The following is a 17,169-nucleotide window of genomic DNA, read 5'->3' on the forward strand; positions in this document are numbered from 1 at the left end:
GCAACAACTGTAATTACTATGGCATTTAAACTTTGTGAGTGCGCTGAGAAAAAATGGTTACGTCTCCACTGCCCTGAACGATTGGCTGAAGTAATTAAAGGAGTCAAATTTGTGAATGGAATTGAAAAAAAATGGATCGCCGCCTAATTATTCCATACACAACTCTTGACTATAACTCCAGAAGAGATGAAAAAACTAATTGTTGATCTCAAAAAAAGGGCACATGATGTCCAGATGAGAAAGATTCAGGAGTTGGTTGTCAAAAACGCCAGGGAGTCAGAAAAGTTTCCCGAGGAGAATAAGAAAAAGGATGGCATTAAGACTACTGCGAGCGGCTTACAATACATGGTGCTGAAAGAAGGCGACGGAACTTCTCCCGGGCTGACGGACTTTGTTACTGTCAACTACCGGGGCACATTTACGGATGGCAAGGAATTTGACAGCTCTTATGCAAAAGGCGAGCCGGCGAAATTCCAGGCTGATGGTGTAATAAAGGGCTGGATAGAGGTATTACCGATGATGAAGGTAGGTTCCAAGTGGCGGATTTTTGTGCCTCCCGCTCTTGCCTATGGAAGGGGCGGGCTCGGTAATCGAATCCCGCCTAATAAGGTTCTGGTATTTGAAATAGAACTGCTTGATGTCGAAAAAGGAAATCAGGTAAAAGATAAATAGAAAATTAAGCTCTCGGAAGATGATGAAAAAATGATCTTATTTTATAAAGGAGTCCTTCCTTTGTTTTTCTCGGTACGCCCGTAAATATCATCCATGCGTTCTATATCATCTTCCTGCAGATATCTTCCCGACTGAATTTCAATCAGCTCAAGCGGTATTTTGCCCGGGTTTTCAAGCCGGTGCACAGTACCTATTGAAATGTAGGTAGACTGATCTTCTTTAAGAATAAACCGTTCTTCTCCTTTTGTGACAAGCGCGGTACCTTTTACTACAACCCAGTGTTCGGCCCGGTGGTAGTGTTTTTGCAGCGATAGTTTAGCCTTAGGCTTAACGGTAATACGTTTTACCTGAAAGCAATCCGATTCTTCAACATTAGTATATGATCCCCAGGGTCGGTATACTGTTTTGTGGGTAATGACTTCGGAGCGATTGTCTTTACTGAGATTCTCAACTACAGCCTTGATCTGCTGAACCCGATCCCGGGGAGAAATAAAAACAGCATCTTTAGTTTCTACAATCACATGATTATCAAGGCCTATGGCAGTAACAAGACGGCTTGATGCATGAACAAATGAGTTTGTAACATCCTGCAGGCTGATATCGCCATACAGGACATTGTTGTTGACATCCTTTTCTCCCACCTGCCATAAAGCTTCCCATGAGCCAAGGTCGTTCCAGTCCGATTCAAGGGCAATAATAACTCCGCAGGATGTTTTTTCCATTATTGCATAGTCTATGGAATCGCCCGGGCAGGCAGCAAATGATTCAATATCCAGGCGGTAGAAATCCAGATCGTTTCGTCCTTTTTCCACTGCAGCCTTGCAGGCATCCATGATGGCAGGCGCAAATGTTTGCATCTCTTCAATCAGCTTTGAAGCTTTAAACATGAATATGCCGCTGTTCCATAAATATTTCCCCGAAGCCAAATACTCTTCTGCAAGCGCAAGATCGGGCTTTTCGACAAACCGGTCAATTTGCCATACCGCAGGCATATTTGCTTTTGAAGTTAATGGTTGACCTTTTCGGATATAGCCGTACCCGGTCTCCGGAGCCACAGGTACTACACCGAATGTAACCAGATGATTCTGAGCGGCAAATTCAGCACCTTCCTGTATAGCTTGCTTAAAGGATTTCAGATCGCCGATAAAATGATCGGAAGGCAAGGCCAGCAGGACAGGGTCGTTGCCGTCTTTAACCGCCTTTATAGCTGAAACTGCAAGGGCAGGCGCCGTATTGCGAACCGCAGGTTCAAGAAGTATTGTGTTTGCAGAAACATTAATCAGCTGAAGTTGTTCGGCCACTATAAAACGATGTTCTTCATTACATACAACAATTGGTGGTTCGGGCAATCCCATATTCTTTAAACGCAATACTGTTTCCTGAAACAGAGTATTTCCACCGCTAAGGTTTAGAAACTGCTTCGGATAAAGCTGTCGTGATAATGGCCATAATCTGGTTCCTGATCCGCCTGCAAGTATTACAGGTATAATCATTTTGTTTATTTTAAAACCTCCAGGGAAAAATATAAGCACATATAAATCTGACTTTATTATGACAAATCCTATACAACTCATTTAGCAAATTGTAAATGGATTTTTACTTCAAAATACTCCAAGTGTAAAATCGGTACTGATAATACGATAAGAAGATATCCCTGTAAAAAGAAGGTATGAGAACAGGCACAGTAAGGTAAGCCTTTTCTGAATCAGAGGCAGTATATTGGAAAGGCTGCTTATCTTGTTAAAAGACGCCAGTATCCCGACGCCAAGTCCGGAAACAGCTCCTGTAAGAAGTGCGGCATAGAGAATATATCCCACATAGCCGTATTCTTTCTGCAGGATGCAAAAAGGGCAGTGATGAGTAGGCAACTCATAAAAATACAAAGAAATAAACGATATCAGGGCGATGCATGAAAAGATAAAAAATACGCCGCCTGATAAAGAGAAAAGGCGGCCAAACTTTCTTTTGAGCAGATATATGATACCAAAAATTAACATAATCACAAAACTTGTATAAAATCCGATCATGGAGATTTTTACCGGTAATCCGGCGATATCCGAACCAACGCTTGCTCTGTCTGATCCAAAAAGGCTTCCGCAGCAGGATGTAATCACATCCGCTTTCATATTAAGAAAGTACAGCATTTGAACAATTGATTCGGTTAATATGAAAGGAGCAAGTATCAGAAGCATTACGTATTTTTTTTTAACAAGAGGATAGTCGTAAACCTGATTGTCGGTATAGTTTACTATCAGCCAGAGCCCACCCAGGATAAAATTCAGTATCTTCAAAATAAAGGCCGGATAGCCATATTGATCGACATTGAGCGAGCCTGCTGCGCACATGGCCCCTATAAACATATTATGAAGGCTGTCGGCAGTATAAATATAAAGGCTCCTCGCTAAAAAGTATGGGTAATCCGATTCAAGACATGATAGATATCAGTCATCAAGAGATAGAGGAGGTTGAGACCTTTCTGAATAAGTGGTACTTCTGGGCCACCCACAGTCGTCTGGAGCCCATCAAAAAGGCCGCATACACCATGAAACGTCACTGGAACGGCATCCTGAGATGGTTTACGTCAAGGATTAACAATGGCATTCTTGAGGGAATCAACAGCCTTATCCAAGCAGCTAAAGCCAAGGCCAGGGATACAGGACCATCAAAAACCTGATCACCATGATCTACCTCATTGGTGGCAAACTCGAATTCAGGTTACCCACATGAAATAGCGAGGAACCTCATTTACTATTTGTCTTTGTTCAATACCTCTGATGATCACATGCTGAAAATCCTAGGCGCATCCAGCCTTGCTTGCCTGAGCATGTTTATCCTTTTCTTTTAAGATTTATAGAATATTTATCACATTATGTCATGACCCTATGTTTTGCTGCTGATTATTTACGAATCTGTGAAATAAGGGTTATCGCAATTCGCGAAAACAATTTATAGCGCTGAAACTGTGTTAAGGAAAGTTATAACAGCGGCATAGCGTACTGCCGGAAAAAATCAAAAAAAGTATCTCTATACTTTTTAATATTATCCACAATATCCGTATCATTTGTATGCTCAGGGGTATCACTTACAAATTTAAAAAGATAACAAAGGGTGCCAAGTTTTTTGCAGGTTTGAATAACGGAAGCGCTTTCCATATCTACAAGCTCCGCCAGTAAAGATATTTTTTTTCTTTCTTCAGGATCTATAACCGGGTGATCCGAAGTTGCGATTTTTGCACCGCAAAATCCTTCCAGAGAATCCGGTTTGTGTACATAAGGTGTTTTTGATTTCCAATGAGGCCTGTCAAACTCTACAGCTTCTGTGATATGAAAACTTTCTCCAAGCAAATGCTTTGTGCCTGTTGCTCCTGCCGCGCCAAGATTGATTATGCGGCAGTTGGGAAAGGTTAAACAGGAATAAGCGCATGCAATTGCTGCGTTTGTTTTCCCTATTCCTGAAATAGTAAGAATATAGTTATTATTTTTATAAACAGGAAAGGGTTTTTCGGTTTTGCGAATCAATGAAAGCCCGTCTATAAAGGGTTTTGCTTCAAGAGTAGTTGCCATGAGCAAACAAATTAAAGAATTTTTTTCCACCTGGCCATTTCCTCCAAAGCATTAATAGCATTTCTTCCGGGTTCTCCTAATGAAATGCTGAAATCATTAACATAAAGATTGATGTGCTCATCTACTACTTTTCTATCCATTTCCTGGGCATGATCTAGTATAAAGGAGAGTGAATCATCCCTGTTGTTTTTTGCATGTAGTATGGAATTTCTTATTAAAAGTTCAATCTGGCTTTTATGAACGATTGTAGCAGGGTCATTTTTGATTGCAATGCATCCAAGCGGTATGGGAAGTTTTGTTTCTTTTTCCCACCACTGCCCAAGATCTATAATCTTTATGCAATCATAATCAGGATAAATAAACCTTCCTTCGTGAATAATAAGACCTGCGTCATATTCACCGTTTTTTATTCCTGGCAGAATTTTGTCAAATCCGGTTACTACTATATTTTTGATTTCAGGATTCCAGAGTTTAAGAAGAAGAAAAGCAGTAGTATAGTTGCCGGGGATTGCAATTTCAGAAGTTTCCGAAAAACGGGATTTTTTGCCTGATACCAGAAGAGGGCCGCATCCAAAGCCAAGAGCCGCTCCCGAATCTAAAAGCGTATAATGCTTTTTTAATAGAAGATATGCAAAAAATGAAAGTTTTGTGATTTGAAACGTATTTTGAAATGCTGCAATATTAAGCGTTTCTACATCATCAATATGAGGTGTGAAATTATATCCCAAGGTATCTATGCGATCATGAAGCATTGCATCAAATATGAATGTATCGTTCGGGCATGGTGAAAACGCTATGGAAAGGCTTGTCATATTAATATCTTTTTATAATCCGGTAATCCGAATCTCTTAGCACGGGAGTTTTTCCTGAATTATTTATAATATCAATAAATTCTTCCGTACATGCTTTGGTTTCAATACCGGTGGCCTTTACTACTGTTTCTTCCATCAGAACACCGCCCATATCATTTGCTCCCATTGTAAGCGCAAGCTGTGCGGTTTTGAGTCCTTCGGTAAGCCAACCGGCCTGGATGTATTTGATGTTATCCAGAAAAATGCGGCCTATTGCAACTATTTTAAGATAATCTATTCCTGTTGCAGGTTCAATATCTTGCAGTCTGGTATTTGCCGGAGAAAATGACCAGGGAATAAAAGCTCTGAAAATCCCGGTTTCATCCTGAATATAACGCAAGAAATTCAGATGTTCGATTTTTTCTTCTTCGGTTTCGCCCATGCCGTAAGTCATTGTAGCCGAAGATTTCATGTTATGACGGTGCAGAGAAAATACTACCTCACGCCATTGTTCTTTGCTTGCTTTATTCGGGCTAACCTTTTTACGTATCCTGTCTACCAGCAAATCCGAAGCACCCGGCACGGAATCAAGACCGGCGTCTTTTAGATCAGATATCACTTTATCGATTGAAACAGAACATTTATTTGATATGTGAAAAATTTCGCTTGGTGAAAATGAATGAAGATATATTTGCGGGAAATGCTTTTTTACTTCTTTTACCATGCTGACATATTTATCAAGAGTATAATCCGGATGAAGCCCGCCTTGAAGCATAACCTGAGTTCCGTTTATTAGGACAAGCTCATTAATTTTTGATAAAATGTCATCTATGGAAAGCTCATAAGGTGCTATTAAATTCGCCCTTGCATGATATGCACAAAAGTTACATGCCGCTTCGCAAATGTTTGTATAATTGATTATACGGTCAATAATAAAGCCAACTTCTTCTTTAGGCGAGATAAGCTTTCTTCTCATGTCGCCCGCTTCGCCAAGCTCAATCAAATCCCATGAAAAAAGACTGCAAGCTTCCTCCGGAGTAATTCTTTCGCCGTTATATATTTTCTGCTTTAATTTTTCTTTTATACTGCTTTTTGCCACCGTTTTTCTCCTGCTTTACAACCTTCTCGTCGGACAAGGCAAGCAACATGTCTTTGTAGTCTTCGTTCAACATCGTATTTTAAGCTCAAGGATGCAATTTTTTGTGTCAGCGGCCATACTAAATGAATACGCTCTTCAGGAGTACCGGGAACATAATCGTCATTCCGATGGTCTGCCATTTTATATTTGTTTATGTGTTTCCTGTTCACAATGCTAAAATATCATTTTCCCCTTGCAAGATCAATCTGATAGTTGTTTCAACGCAGGTTAAACCCATGTTTCTCAAAGCATAGCGATGAAAAATGACAGGTTGAAACAAATGTTGGATTCTCATGCTTTCGGTAAGTATGGAATTAATCCTTTTTCGTATGCTATTTCTTGAATTTCCCTGGGCTGAGTTCTGACATCAACGATGAGTCCATTGACTGTTATCATCCAGACCATGGGATTTCTATCCATTCTACTCGGCAATGTCCAATTGACATCAAATTGAGACATTTCTAAAAGAGTACGAACCTGCTTTGATTTCGTTTGTCCCGTGCTTGGTTTGACTCCAAAAGTTTCATACAATTTTGAAACTTTCATATGTGGAGTTTGACTGCTGTCGTCCAGGAAATTTACTACACCGATCGCATGGGTAATTGCACATGCCCAAATATTCAAATTGCCTTTTGATAACGGAGAAGGTCGTTTTCTGCAAAGTTCAGCAACAGCATATTGGATAAACTCAGTGTACTCATCGTTCAGATGTTCTTTAGAAAACTCATCGGTAATCTTTGTGATGGATAAATAAATATCCTCCATTTCTTTTGGAACTTTTATTGACTTCTTTTTCATGTGGTTCTCCGGAACAAATTGTTTATAAGAGTATAATATCAAATCAAATCCTCAGTTGCTGCTATGCACAGGTCATCCCGTGCAGCAGTGAGGCATGCGCTATGCATTGGCTTGAATTTATAGAGCAATAATCTCCTGTGCGTGAATCATATTAATGATGAATTCCATTAGCATAAACGCTATCCGAAGGCAAGAGCTTCCCGGACCAGATCCACGGTAAATTTGTTCCAATCCTTAAGGTACAGAAGCGCATGAGTTTTCCGTCATCCGCAAATAGTCAAAAACCAAGCGTGAATTGCGCATTTTCTGTGCAACATGGCGGAAGTCCCATCCGATCCAACGATCCCGCGCTGAACACTTTAAGGCTGCGGCGGAAAAACTAAGAGGGAAACAGGGACACTGTAATATTTTAAAATATCGTTGATAATAGTATATTAGCGGAGACAGAGTGGGGATTAATTATTAGCATAAAGCGGTTCAAAAAACTCATTTGAGAAAGGTCTTATTCCGGCAATTTTTTCAAAGTCATGATCTCTGTGTAGTAACAGAGCTTTTGCTTCCATTGCGATACAGGCAATACAGCAATCAATAGTACTGCTTACAGTAATGCCTGATTTTCGGAGTTCAAAATAAATTCTTGCTGCATGCTTCCAGGTATTTTCATTAGTTTCAAGATAATACTGGCTTGATAAATAATCATCCAGGCGTTTCCATTCAAACTCGTCTTTTGCGCCCTGAAGCAATTCAATTTGAATAAAACGACTGAACACAATAATTTCAGAAGCTGTTTTTTTACGAAAGGCCTGCACCATTTTGCCGCCTTTATCTCTGAGAATATGGATCCAGACCGAGGTATCAGCAAGAATCATTTCCCGTCTTTCTCAAATCCTTATGGTTATATCCTTCATAAAATTCTATTGTTCCGGCTAATTCGGTAAGATCTTTTCTTTTTTTTAATTTAATGTATTCCAGCAACGCTTCATGAATTAAATCTTTTTTACTCCTCATTTTGCTGACCGAAAAAGCCTCTTCCAATAGTTCATCGTTAATATCAATATTAGTTCTCATAGCACCCTCCATACACATATAATGTGTATTGTATGCGATTGGTGCACATCGTCAACAAAAATATCATAACAGTAAATTTAACACAGGCTTTAAGCTCTTCTTAATTTTCTTATATCCCCTATACGTATCGTTACATTTTTTGAATCGAAATATTCAAGAAGCGGTATCAGATACTTTCTCGATGCTCCTGTCATATCCTTAAACTGCGGGGTTGACATTTCTCCGTTTGCCTTTAGAAATTCAACTAACGTATTTTTCAGTTTATTGATATGTTCTGAATTTATATAGAAATCTTCTTTTATCTTAATGATGACACCCTCATTTACAAGAAGCATCAGCACATCTTTTGCTTTTGCAGAATCAATCTTAAGCTCTTCTGTCAAATCTTTCATAAAGGGGGGAGTAAGACCGCCATTTCCGTATATTTTAGTAATTTTTATTTTTATCTGGCTCTGGTCTTCACCAAGTGAAACCTTATGTCCTTTAAGGCGAACCGTATCCTCATCAAGCAAAATCCCGCTTTCTTTTGTCATCTGATTGATTATCAGATTAAAAAACTTCGGGTTCAAAAAAGCCGGCATTTTTGATTTAAGTTCTTCTTTCGGCATTCCCTCTTTAAGCGGATTTGATTTATGATAAGCATCAAGGAAATTATGAGTCTCAAGTTTGAGATCATTTAAGATGTTTTGATGAAGATATATTTTATTTTCCTTATCAGCTAAAACAATATTTTTTTTGGACAAAAGATTCTGGAGGTTACTATCAAGCTGCTTTTCGGAAATATTTGTCATGACTTTCAGTTCGGAAATCGAAACACCTTTAAAATCTGATTGGGCCACATAATATGAAACCAGTTCTTCCGGCAAAAGCTCTGAAAGGCTTTCCAGTCCTTCGGTAATTTCGGCCTTAAATCTTTTATGTTTTCCGGGAACAGGATTAAGGATTTGCCCGCCTGCTATTGTTCTTACAGGTGAAACACTTCTTAAAACAAACCTGTCGTCTTTTACAACCGCTACCGGCGTATCAAGCCTGAGCTGAACAACTGTGTCTTCTCCGGGAAGCAGTTCTTCTCTGTCGAGCAAAATAAGATTGCCGGGAATTTCGCTGGTACCGGTATGAAATCTGATTCGGGTGCGGTTTTTAACAGGCTTCTTATTGCTTGATAAATAGTGCAGGGAAACATCAAGCATGAAAGTCGGGATAAGCGCTCCGGGCGTTGAAACAACTTCACCCCGGTTAACCGAGGCCTTTTCAAGACCCTGGAAATTAATGGCTGTACGCATGCCTGCCACAGCTTCGGTTACGCTTTCATTATGGACCTGAATCCCGCGGACTTTGGACGTTATGCCCGAGGGATATATCATAATCATATCTCCTACCTGAACCCGGCCTGATATCAGCGTGCCTGTAATAACAGTGCCGAATCCTTTCATGGTAAAAACCCTGTCGACAGGAAGACGGAAAAGACCTGATGAAGAACGTCCGGAAATTTTCGGGCTCAATTCGGTCAGTACATCTATAAATTCGGCAATACCCTGACCGGTTGCAGCAGATACCGGTATAACCGGGGCATCATCTAAAAAAGTCCCTTTTACAAATTTTTTAATGTCATCGGTAACAAGCTCAAGCCATTCTTCATCAACAAGATCAATCTTGGTCAGGACAACAATTCCGAAGTTTATACCCAGAAGCTGGCATATCTCCATATGCTCTTTTGTCTGGGGCATAACGCCCTCATCTGCTGCAATAATCATTGCCACAATATCGATACCTGTAGCTCCGGCAACCATGTTTTTGACGAACTTCTCATGTCCCGGCACATCCACTATTCCGATTCTTACGCCGTTTGGAAGATCCAGCCAGGCAAACCCAAGTTCTATTGTTATTCCGCGGGCTTGTTCCTCCTTGAGTCTGTCGGTATTGATGCCGGTCATAGCTTTTACGAAGCTTGTTTTCCCATGATCAATATGTCCGGCCGTTCCAAGAACAATCTGTTTCACAAATAAAATATCTCCTAAAATTTATTGTATGGCGATCCTGATAAAGATATATACTATGTATTTAAAATTTTTTGAAGTAAAATGATTATTTTCGATTCCAAAATGCATCTGTTGATATCCGTTTCAGTTTGCAATAAGACCCGGATATTGTTTTCAGGCATTAATTTGCAAGGTGTATTTCTTTACAGTTTGTAAAAAAAATTGACATGTTTTATTTAAAAAAATCCATTTTTTCATCAAAGCAACTTGTCTGTCTTTGTTGAGAATTATTTTTGTTTGTTTTTATCTTATTGCTCCCGATTTTATTAACCGCAATTTTGATACCATGAATACCAATCTTGATTAATTTGTTTTTATTGCACATCTTTACGTTTTGATGCCTGCCTGAATAAATCCGGATTACAGATCATCTTCAAAAGAATTGATGATACGGCAATAATTAAAAATACTCATGGTATATATCTTGCTCCCAATAAAGTTAAAATTTGACCTCAGTGTTGTTTTATCCCAAAGGTAATTTTTCCGGTTTTTAAACATACTGAAATATATTGAGATGGTTTATCACAACAAGTTAAAAAGGAGTAATAGCAAAATGAATTTTTTCAAGGAGTGGGGAAAATTTATGATGATGGGCGCAAAAGCCCACGCAAAATGGGAGCTTGATGTCTCAAATGTAATACTGGGAGATAAAAAGAGGCTTGTAATTCTGGGGCTACTTATTATCCCCATAATTTTTGGCGGCTTTGCATTTGCAGAACAGATTGGAACAGCACTCCCGGAATTTCTGGGAGGTAAAACAGCTTACAGCCCGGCATTTTTCACACCGGGTATTTTTGTGGCCTCAATTCTTATCGGTATATGCGCCGGACTGATAACAGGATGTATCGGGGCGGGCGGAGGCTTTATAATTGCGCCTGCTCTTATGAGCGCGGGTATAAAAGGTATTCTTGCCGTAGGAACCGACCTTTTTCATATTTTTGCCAAAGCAATCATGGGTTCCGTTCTTCACAGAAAACTAGGCAATATATCGGTAGCCCTGGGGTTGATCTTTATCCTCGGCTCAATTATCGGTGCAACAACCGGTGGAGTGATAAACCGTGTTATTTACGATATCAATCCTATATTAAGTGATGCATTCATCACTGTAATATATGTTTTTATGCTTGGTATTCTTGGAGCATATTCTCTTTATGATTTTCTTCAGGCCAGAAAATCATCCGGTGCAGAAGATAGCGCACATGGCGGAAAATCTGAAGGAGCAGATATTGGAAGCCTTCCGCAAAAACTTCAGTCTTACAATATTCCTCCAATGATCACTTTCGATGAGGGGCTTGTTCCGGGTGGACGTAAAATATCATGGGTCTTTCTTGTTTTAAGCGGAGCTCTTGTAGGTTTTTGTGCGGCAATTATGGGTGTTGGCGGTGGATTTTTAACTTTTCCGGTATTTGTATATATTCTTGGCGTATCTTCTCTTACAACTGTTGGAACCGATATTTTCCAGATTATTTTTACTGCAGGATATGCCGCAATCAGCCAGTATGCAATATATGGTTTTATTTTCTACACTCTTGCAATGGGAATGCTTCTTGGCTCACTTTTGGGAATACAGGTTGGCGCCATGGCAACAAAAGTAGTAAAAGGTATAACAATAAGAGGCTTTTATGCAATGGCCGTGCTTGCAGGTTTTTCCAACAGATTTTTTGCTCTTCCAAGTAAGCTTGCAGGCATTAAGCTTATTACACTATCAAAAGAAACCGGAAAAATATTAGATATGATTGGAAATATTTCGTTTTTTGTTGTAATCGGGTTCTTTGCCGTCTGGGTAATAGGCATCTTCTTTAAAAATATAAAAAAGCTCAAGGGAGAGGAGGCTATATAAAATGATAGCGGATAAAAAGGAATTTTTTGGCGGTGCCGCAATGCTGGTCGGATTTTTTATTGTTCTGATAATTATGTTTTGCCCCATTTTCGAGGGAAAAAACGCTTTGAATTATCTTGACTCATTATATAATTCCATATCCAAAGGCTCTGCCTACTACATACCCAAACTAAAAAAAGAGGTTGCCGACTTTGTAGGTGACCCAATTTCTGTTGTTGTTGAAATGAAAAATGAAAAGCAGGCTGAAGAAACAGCTCTTCTGTTCACTAAGGCAGGAGCTGAAGCAAATGTATCCGGAAACCAGTTAAGCATCAAAGGTGATTTTAAAAAAATAATGGAAAACTGCCTTGATGATTCTGATAATATGTTTAATAACAATGGAAATGTACTTTCTGAAAAATATGGTTATCCTGAAAAAAATGTCATGTATAACTGGCATTCGGTCTGTAAGATGATGGAAGTTGATCTTGTTAAACAGAAAAGAGTCAAAGCAGCAAAAATTATAACAAGCGTAAGTAAAAAAGCGATTGAGTGTTCCTACAACTATTATAAAGTTGTTCCGCAAAAGATATCCGAAAAGGCCGGTATTGTGGTTTTTTCTCTCGTATTTTATGTAATATATACTATGTGGTATGGCTTTGGTATTCTGTTTATGTTTGAAGGATGGGGTTTAAAACTCGAACACTAAAACAACTGCTGTATTTAATAATCCATTAATAAAAAAACTCACAGGTCTCTCTTGTATGATAAGAAGACCTGTGAGTTTTTTTAAGGAGTTGAGAATAGTATTGTTTATACCGCTACTTTCAAATTACCACCCCTGTCTTCACGATTAAAATACTGTTCATGCTATCGTATAAACCCATAAAATAACAAAATAGCAAATAATAAGATTGAAATATAATATGAAATACATTAAATATAAAGAAGATATATAATCTGCATTAAAATAAAGCCGCTTTTTGATAATATGGATTTGACAGGAGAATTTCATGAATAAAAAACTGCTGGTTTTAAATCTTGAAGACAATCCAAACGATTCTGAGCTTATAGAGGAAATACTTTCGGATGCCGGTATTGAATGCGAAATTATACGCACAGATACAAAAGAAGGTTTTCTTTCTGAAATTGAAAAAGGTTGTGTTGATATAATTCTCGCTGATTATACCCTTCCTTCTTTTGACGGACTTTCTGCTTTGGATATTGCCCTGAAAAATTGTCCTGAAGCTCCTTTTGTATTTGTTACCGGAACGCTGGGTGAGGATATTGCTGTTGAATCATTAAAAAGAGGCGCAACCGATTATGTACTTAAAGACAGACTAATACGTCTTGTACCATCGATTCAAAGAGCCTTAAAGGAAGCGGAATTCAAAAAGAAACAAAAACGCAAGGATGATGAATTGCGTGAATCGGAGGAAAATTTCAGGGAACTTGTTGAAAATATAAATGATGCATTTTTTCTTGCAGACGATAAAGGAGTTGTAACCTATATAAGCAACCCGGTAGAATCCTTTTGGGGATATAAACCATCGGAAATTATCGGTCGTTCTTTTTATGAATTTATCTATCCTGAAGATCTTGATATTGTTGAGCAAGAGTTTAGAAATAAGATATCAGGATACCGAACACCAATTGAATTCAGGCTTACCAAAAAAACCGGAGAAATTATATGGGTACGTTCATCAGGCCGTATTATTTTGCAGGATAATAAAATTATCGGCGCACGCGGGTTGTTGATAAACATTACAGAAAGTAAAAAGAGCGAAGAGAAACTTAAAGAAAGTCTTGAAAAACTGCAAAAAGCAACCAGCGGCATCATTCAGGCTATGACCTTAACAATAGAAACCCGGGATCCTTACACTGCCGGCCATCAGAGACGCGTGGCTGCTCTGGCCAGAGCTATTGCAACTGAAATGAATCTTCCGGTTCGGAAGATTGAAGGAATCGATATGGCCGGATCAATTCATGATCTTGGCAAGCTGTCGGTACCTGCCGATATTTTAAGCAAGCCTTCCAAATTAAGCGATATTGAAATGCAGCTTATTCAGATTCATCCGGAAGCCGGCTATAATATTCTGAAAGATATCGAATTTCCCTGGCCTGTTGCACAGATAATTTTACAGCACCATGAAAGGATGAATGGCTCAGGTTATCCCAAAGGCCTGAAGGAAGAAGAAATCCTTATTGAAACACGGATATTGAGCGTGGCAGATGTTGTAGAGGCTATGGCATCACACCGGCCGTATCGCCCATCTATGGGAATTGATAAAGCCCTGGAAGAAATTAAGGAAAATGAAAATATTCTCTACGATCCGGCAGCCGTGAGCGCCTGTCTGAGAGTTTTTAAGGAAAATAAATTTGAGTTTGACTAAACCTGTAACTATAATTGAAACTTTATCCGGATTAAAAGATGCGCTGGTAAATATTAAAGAAGAAAAAAAAATCGGTTTTGACCTTGAGGCTGACTCTATGCACCACTTTCCCGAAAAAGTCTGTCTGCTTCAGGTTGCAACAAAAAATTGTATCTTCGTAATTGATACAATAAAGCTCAAGGAATTATCACTTCTCAAACCCATTTTTGCGGACAATGAGATTACAAAAATTTTTCATGGCGCCGATTATGATGTCCGTTCTCTTTTCAGAGATTTTAATATTGAAATAAATAATCTTTTTGATTCCGAACTTGCTTCAAGATTTCTTGGGGTAAAGGAAACCGGCCTTGAGGCTGTTATCAGGCATCGGTTTAATGTCTATCTGGAAAAGAAGTTCACGAAAAGAGACTGGTCAAAAAGGCCATTAATTGACGATATGTTACACTATGCCGCTGATGATGTAAGATATCTTGTTCCTCTTTACGAGATTCTTGAAAAGGAGCTTAATGATATCGGGCGGTTATTCTGGGTTAAGGAAGAATGCGATATATTATGCAGTGTAAGGCCGGATGCAAACAACGGTGAACCTCTTTTTTTAAAATTCAAGGGAGCAGGAAAGCTTAAGCCTGAAAACCTTGCTGTTCTTGAAGCGCTTCTTGGTTTTCGAAAAGAAATAGCATTGAAAAAAGATGTCCCTTTTTTTAAAATCATAGGAAATGCTGCCTTATTAAAACTTGCCGAAACACGACCGGACAGCTTAAATAAAATTATAAATACTAATGTATTATCCAAAAGGCAAATGGACATGTACGGTAAGGACCTGCTTTCTATAATACACAAGGCTAAGAAGACACCACAAGGTATGCTTCCGGTTTATCCGAAAAAAAAGGCTAATCCTATCCCTGCGGCTGTTTTGCAGCGGATCGAAGCAATCATAACCTGGAGAAATAAAAAGGCGGGAAACCTTAATATTGATCCAGGAATCTTGCTTAATAAGGCGCTGATAACTGCTATAAGTATAAATAATCCGGTTTCTGTTTCTGAACTTGGCCAAATAAGCGGAATGAAAAACTGGCAGAGATCAGAATTCGGAGGAGAAATAATAAGTATTCTGGCAAAAAAACAATAGTAATTATATACTCTTGCATTATTTAGCTATGCAGCACCAATGGCATCGTTAACTATTGTCTGGGCTTCCTCCAGAATCCGGTTCAGATGGTCATTGTCCTTAAAGCTTTCGGCATAAATCTTATAGATATTTTCGGTGCCGGAAGGACGTGCTGCAAACCATCCGTTTTCTGAAACAACCTTTAAACCGCCGATGGCTGCTCCGTTTCCCGGCGCATTTGTAAGGGCGGCCTGTATTTTTTCTCCTGCCAGTTCTTTGATACTCAAACGTTCGGGAGATAATTTTGTAAGGGCGGCTTTTTGCTCAGGCAAAGCAGGCGCATCAATGCGTTTATATACAGGATTACCGAACCTGAGTGTCAAATCGCTGTAAATTTCACCCGGATCGCGCTGCATGACTGCCGTCATTTCAGCAGCAAGCAAAGAAGCTATGATGCCGTCCTTATCGGTTGACCATGCTTTGCCGTTCATTCTTACAAAAGAGGCGCCGGCGCTTTCCTCGCACCCGAAGGCCAGGGAACCGTCCAACAGACCATCTACAAACCATTTGAATCCAACCGGAACTTCATAAAGCTTACGGGAAAGACCGGCTGCAACACGATCTATCATGCTGCTGCTGACCAGTGTTTTACCAACAGCCGCATTTTTAGGCCAGCGGGGGCGATTCTGAAACAGGAAGAAAACGCAGGCGGCCAGATAATGGTTGGGCGGAAGCAATCCGGCATTGCCTGTGACAATCCCGTGGCGGTCATGGTCGGTATCGCAGGCGCATGCAATTTGAAATCTGTCCTTAAGACCTATCAGGCGCTGCATGGCATAGGCTGATGATGGATCCATGCGTATCTTGCCATCCCAGTCCACGGTCATAAAACTAAAGGTCGGATCAACTGTTTCATCTACTACTGTCAGGTTGATTTTATAGCGCTGTGCAATAACATTCCAGTAATGAACACCGGCTCCGCCCAGAGGATCCACGCCAATGGTTATTTTCGAATTGCGGATAGCTTCCATATCGATAACCTGTTCCAGATCGGCTGTGTATGTTCCGATATAATCATAATAATGCGTGGTCGCCGAATTCAGTGCTTTTTCAAACGGGATTCTTTTAACGCTTTTTTCCACGTTTCCCAGAAATGAATTTGCTGTAGTTTCTATCCATTTCGTGATATTTCCGCCTGCCGGCCCTCCGTTTGCCGGGTTGTATTTAAAGCCTCCGTCTTCGGGAGGATTATGGGAAGGAGTGATAACTATACCATCCGCCAATCCGGTTTTACGGCCCTGATTATAGTTTAAAATGGCATGGGAAATCACAGGAGTCGGAGTATATTCATCCATTTTTTCGATCATTACTTCCACGCCGTTTGCCGCCAGAACTTCAAGGGAGCTTATAAAAGCAGGCTCAGAAAGCGCATGCGTGTCCTTTCCTATAAAAAGAGGCCCTGTAATTTGCTCCTTTTTACGATAAAGGCAAATGGCCTGGGTAACAGCAAGGATATGTGCTTCGTTAAAAGATTTATTAAACGCTGTGCCACGATGTCCTGAGGTCCCAAAAGCAACCCGTTGTTCTCCAATTAAAGGATCAGGCTTTTGCTTGTAATAAGCCTCGATAAGTTTCGGCACATCAATAAGTATAGATGATTCGGCCGGTTTCCCGGCAGCAGAGCTTATATTCATAAGTTTAATTCACCCATTCCGGCGGCTCTTAAATAAAAAAAGACTTCAGAGCCTCAAATATTGAGGAACTTCTTGCGAGCCCATCA

At 39.7% G+C, this 17,169-nt stretch carries 15 protein-coding genes and 1 pseudogene; 6 read left to right on the forward strand and 10 right to left on the reverse strand.

What is annotated here, in order from left to right:
- Nucleotides 1-165 precede the first annotated feature (165 nt).
- A complete protein-coding gene (locus VXK47_RS00800; RefSeq protein ID WP_435546873.1) occupies nt 166-672 on the forward strand; it encodes an FKBP-type peptidyl-prolyl cis-trans isomerase in 507 nt (168 codons plus the stop codon).
- Nucleotides 673-713: 41 nt separating this feature from the next.
- Here VXK47_RS00800 and VXK47_RS00805 read toward each other — a convergent pair whose 3' ends face one another.
- Both VXK47_RS00805 and VXK47_RS00810 read right to left on the reverse strand, forming a co-directional pair.
- On the reverse strand, nt 714-2,165 hold the full coding sequence (locus tag VXK47_RS00805; RefSeq protein ID WP_435546874.1) for a mannose-1-phosphate guanylyltransferase/mannose-6-phosphate isomerase: 1,452 nt from the start codon (nt 2,163-2,165) through the stop codon (nt 714-716).
- Nucleotides 2,166-2,273: 108 nt separating this feature from the next.
- Entirely contained in the window at nt 2,274-3,032 is a 759-nt protein-coding gene (locus VXK47_RS00810; RefSeq protein WP_435546875.1) for a hypothetical protein, read from the reverse strand.
- 116 nt (nt 3,033-3,148) lie between these two features.
- On the opposite strand from VXK47_RS00810, the pseudogene VXK47_RS00815 reads away from it, so the two are divergent.
- Nucleotides 3,149-3,399, forward strand: a pseudogene (locus VXK47_RS00815) (transposase); the annotation flags it as partial.
- 248 nt (nt 3,400-3,647) lie between these two features.
- On the opposite strand, the gene VXK47_RS00820 reads toward VXK47_RS00815, so the two are convergent.
- The 7 genes from VXK47_RS00820 to selB all read right to left on the reverse strand — a co-directional run bounded on the left by VXK47_RS00820 (nt 3,648) and on the right by selB (nt 10,030).
- Entirely contained in the window at nt 3,648-4,265 is a 618-nt protein-coding gene (locus VXK47_RS00820) for a hypothetical protein (RefSeq protein ID WP_435546876.1), read from the reverse strand.
- Nucleotides 4,247-5,047 (reverse strand): 1,4-dihydroxy-6-naphthoate synthase, encoded by an 801-nt coding sequence (locus tag VXK47_RS00825; protein ID WP_435546877.1) that lies wholly within the window; start codon nt 5,045-5,047, stop codon nt 4,247-4,249. The genes VXK47_RS00820 and VXK47_RS00825 overlap by 19 nt, the downstream gene beginning before the upstream one ends.
- Before the next feature lies 1 nt (nt 5,048).
- Entirely contained in the window at nt 5,049-6,125 is a 1,077-nt protein-coding gene (locus VXK47_RS00830; RefSeq protein WP_435546878.1) for a CofH family radical SAM protein, read from the reverse strand.
- 330 nt (nt 6,126-6,455) lie between these two features.
- Nucleotides 6,456-6,962, reverse strand: a complete 507-nt coding sequence (locus tag VXK47_RS00835; protein ID WP_435546879.1) for a DUF6398 domain-containing protein — start codon at nt 6,960-6,962, stop codon at nt 6,456-6,458.
- Between the two features lie 455 nt (nt 6,963-7,417).
- A complete protein-coding gene (vapC, locus tag VXK47_RS00840) occupies nt 7,418-7,831 on the reverse strand; it encodes a type II toxin-antitoxin system VapC family toxin (protein ID WP_435546880.1) in 414 nt (137 codons plus the stop codon).
- Nucleotides 7,818-8,030 (reverse strand): type II toxin-antitoxin system VapB family antitoxin, encoded by a 213-nt coding sequence (locus tag VXK47_RS00845; protein WP_435546881.1) that lies wholly within the window; start codon nt 8,028-8,030, stop codon nt 7,818-7,820. The genes vapC and VXK47_RS00845 overlap by 14 nt, the downstream gene beginning before the upstream one ends.
- 89 nt (nt 8,031-8,119) lie before the next feature.
- Nucleotides 8,120-10,030 carry a selenocysteine-specific translation elongation factor gene (selB, locus tag VXK47_RS00850; protein ID WP_435546882.1) on the reverse strand — a complete coding sequence of 637 codons (1,911 nt, stop codon included), beginning with the start codon at nt 10,028-10,030 and terminating at the stop codon, nt 8,120-8,122.
- A gap of 592 nt (nt 10,031-10,622) precedes the next feature.
- Here selB and VXK47_RS00855 point away from each other — a divergent pair.
- The 4 genes from VXK47_RS00855 (at nt 10,623) to VXK47_RS00870 (ending at nt 15,410) form a co-directional block, all read left to right on the forward strand.
- Nucleotides 10,623-11,909 (forward strand): sulfite exporter TauE/SafE family protein, encoded by a 1,287-nt coding sequence (locus VXK47_RS00855; RefSeq protein WP_435546883.1) that lies wholly within the window; start codon nt 10,623-10,625, stop codon nt 11,907-11,909.
- Between the two features lies 1 nt (nt 11,910).
- Nucleotides 11,911-12,597 carry a hypothetical protein gene (locus VXK47_RS00860; RefSeq protein ID WP_435546884.1) on the forward strand — a complete coding sequence of 229 codons (687 nt, stop codon included), beginning with the start codon at nt 11,911-11,913 and terminating at the stop codon, nt 12,595-12,597.
- Nucleotides 12,598-12,901: 304 nt separating this feature from the next.
- Nucleotides 12,902-14,281 carry an HD domain-containing phosphohydrolase gene (locus tag VXK47_RS00865; RefSeq protein WP_435546885.1) on the forward strand — a complete coding sequence of 460 codons (1,380 nt, stop codon included), beginning with the start codon at nt 12,902-12,904 and terminating at the stop codon, nt 14,279-14,281.
- Entirely contained in the window at nt 14,268-15,410 is a 1,143-nt protein-coding gene (locus VXK47_RS00870; protein WP_435546886.1) for a ribonuclease D, read from the forward strand. Before VXK47_RS00865 ends, VXK47_RS00870 begins: the two co-directional genes overlap by 14 nt.
- A 26-nt stretch (nt 15,411-15,436) precedes the next feature.
- On the opposite strand, the gene pgm is transcribed toward VXK47_RS00870, so the two are convergent.
- Nucleotides 15,437-17,083 carry a phosphoglucomutase gene (gene pgm, locus VXK47_RS00875; protein WP_435546887.1) on the reverse strand — a complete coding sequence of 549 codons (1,647 nt, stop codon included), beginning with the start codon at nt 17,081-17,083 and terminating at the stop codon, nt 15,437-15,439.
- Between the last annotated feature and the right edge of the window lie 86 nt (nt 17,084-17,169).

The organism is Desulfobacterium sp. N47 (assembly GCF_051233685.1).
GTDB lineage: Bacteria > Desulfobacterota > Desulfobacteria > Desulfobacterales > RPRI01 > RPRI01.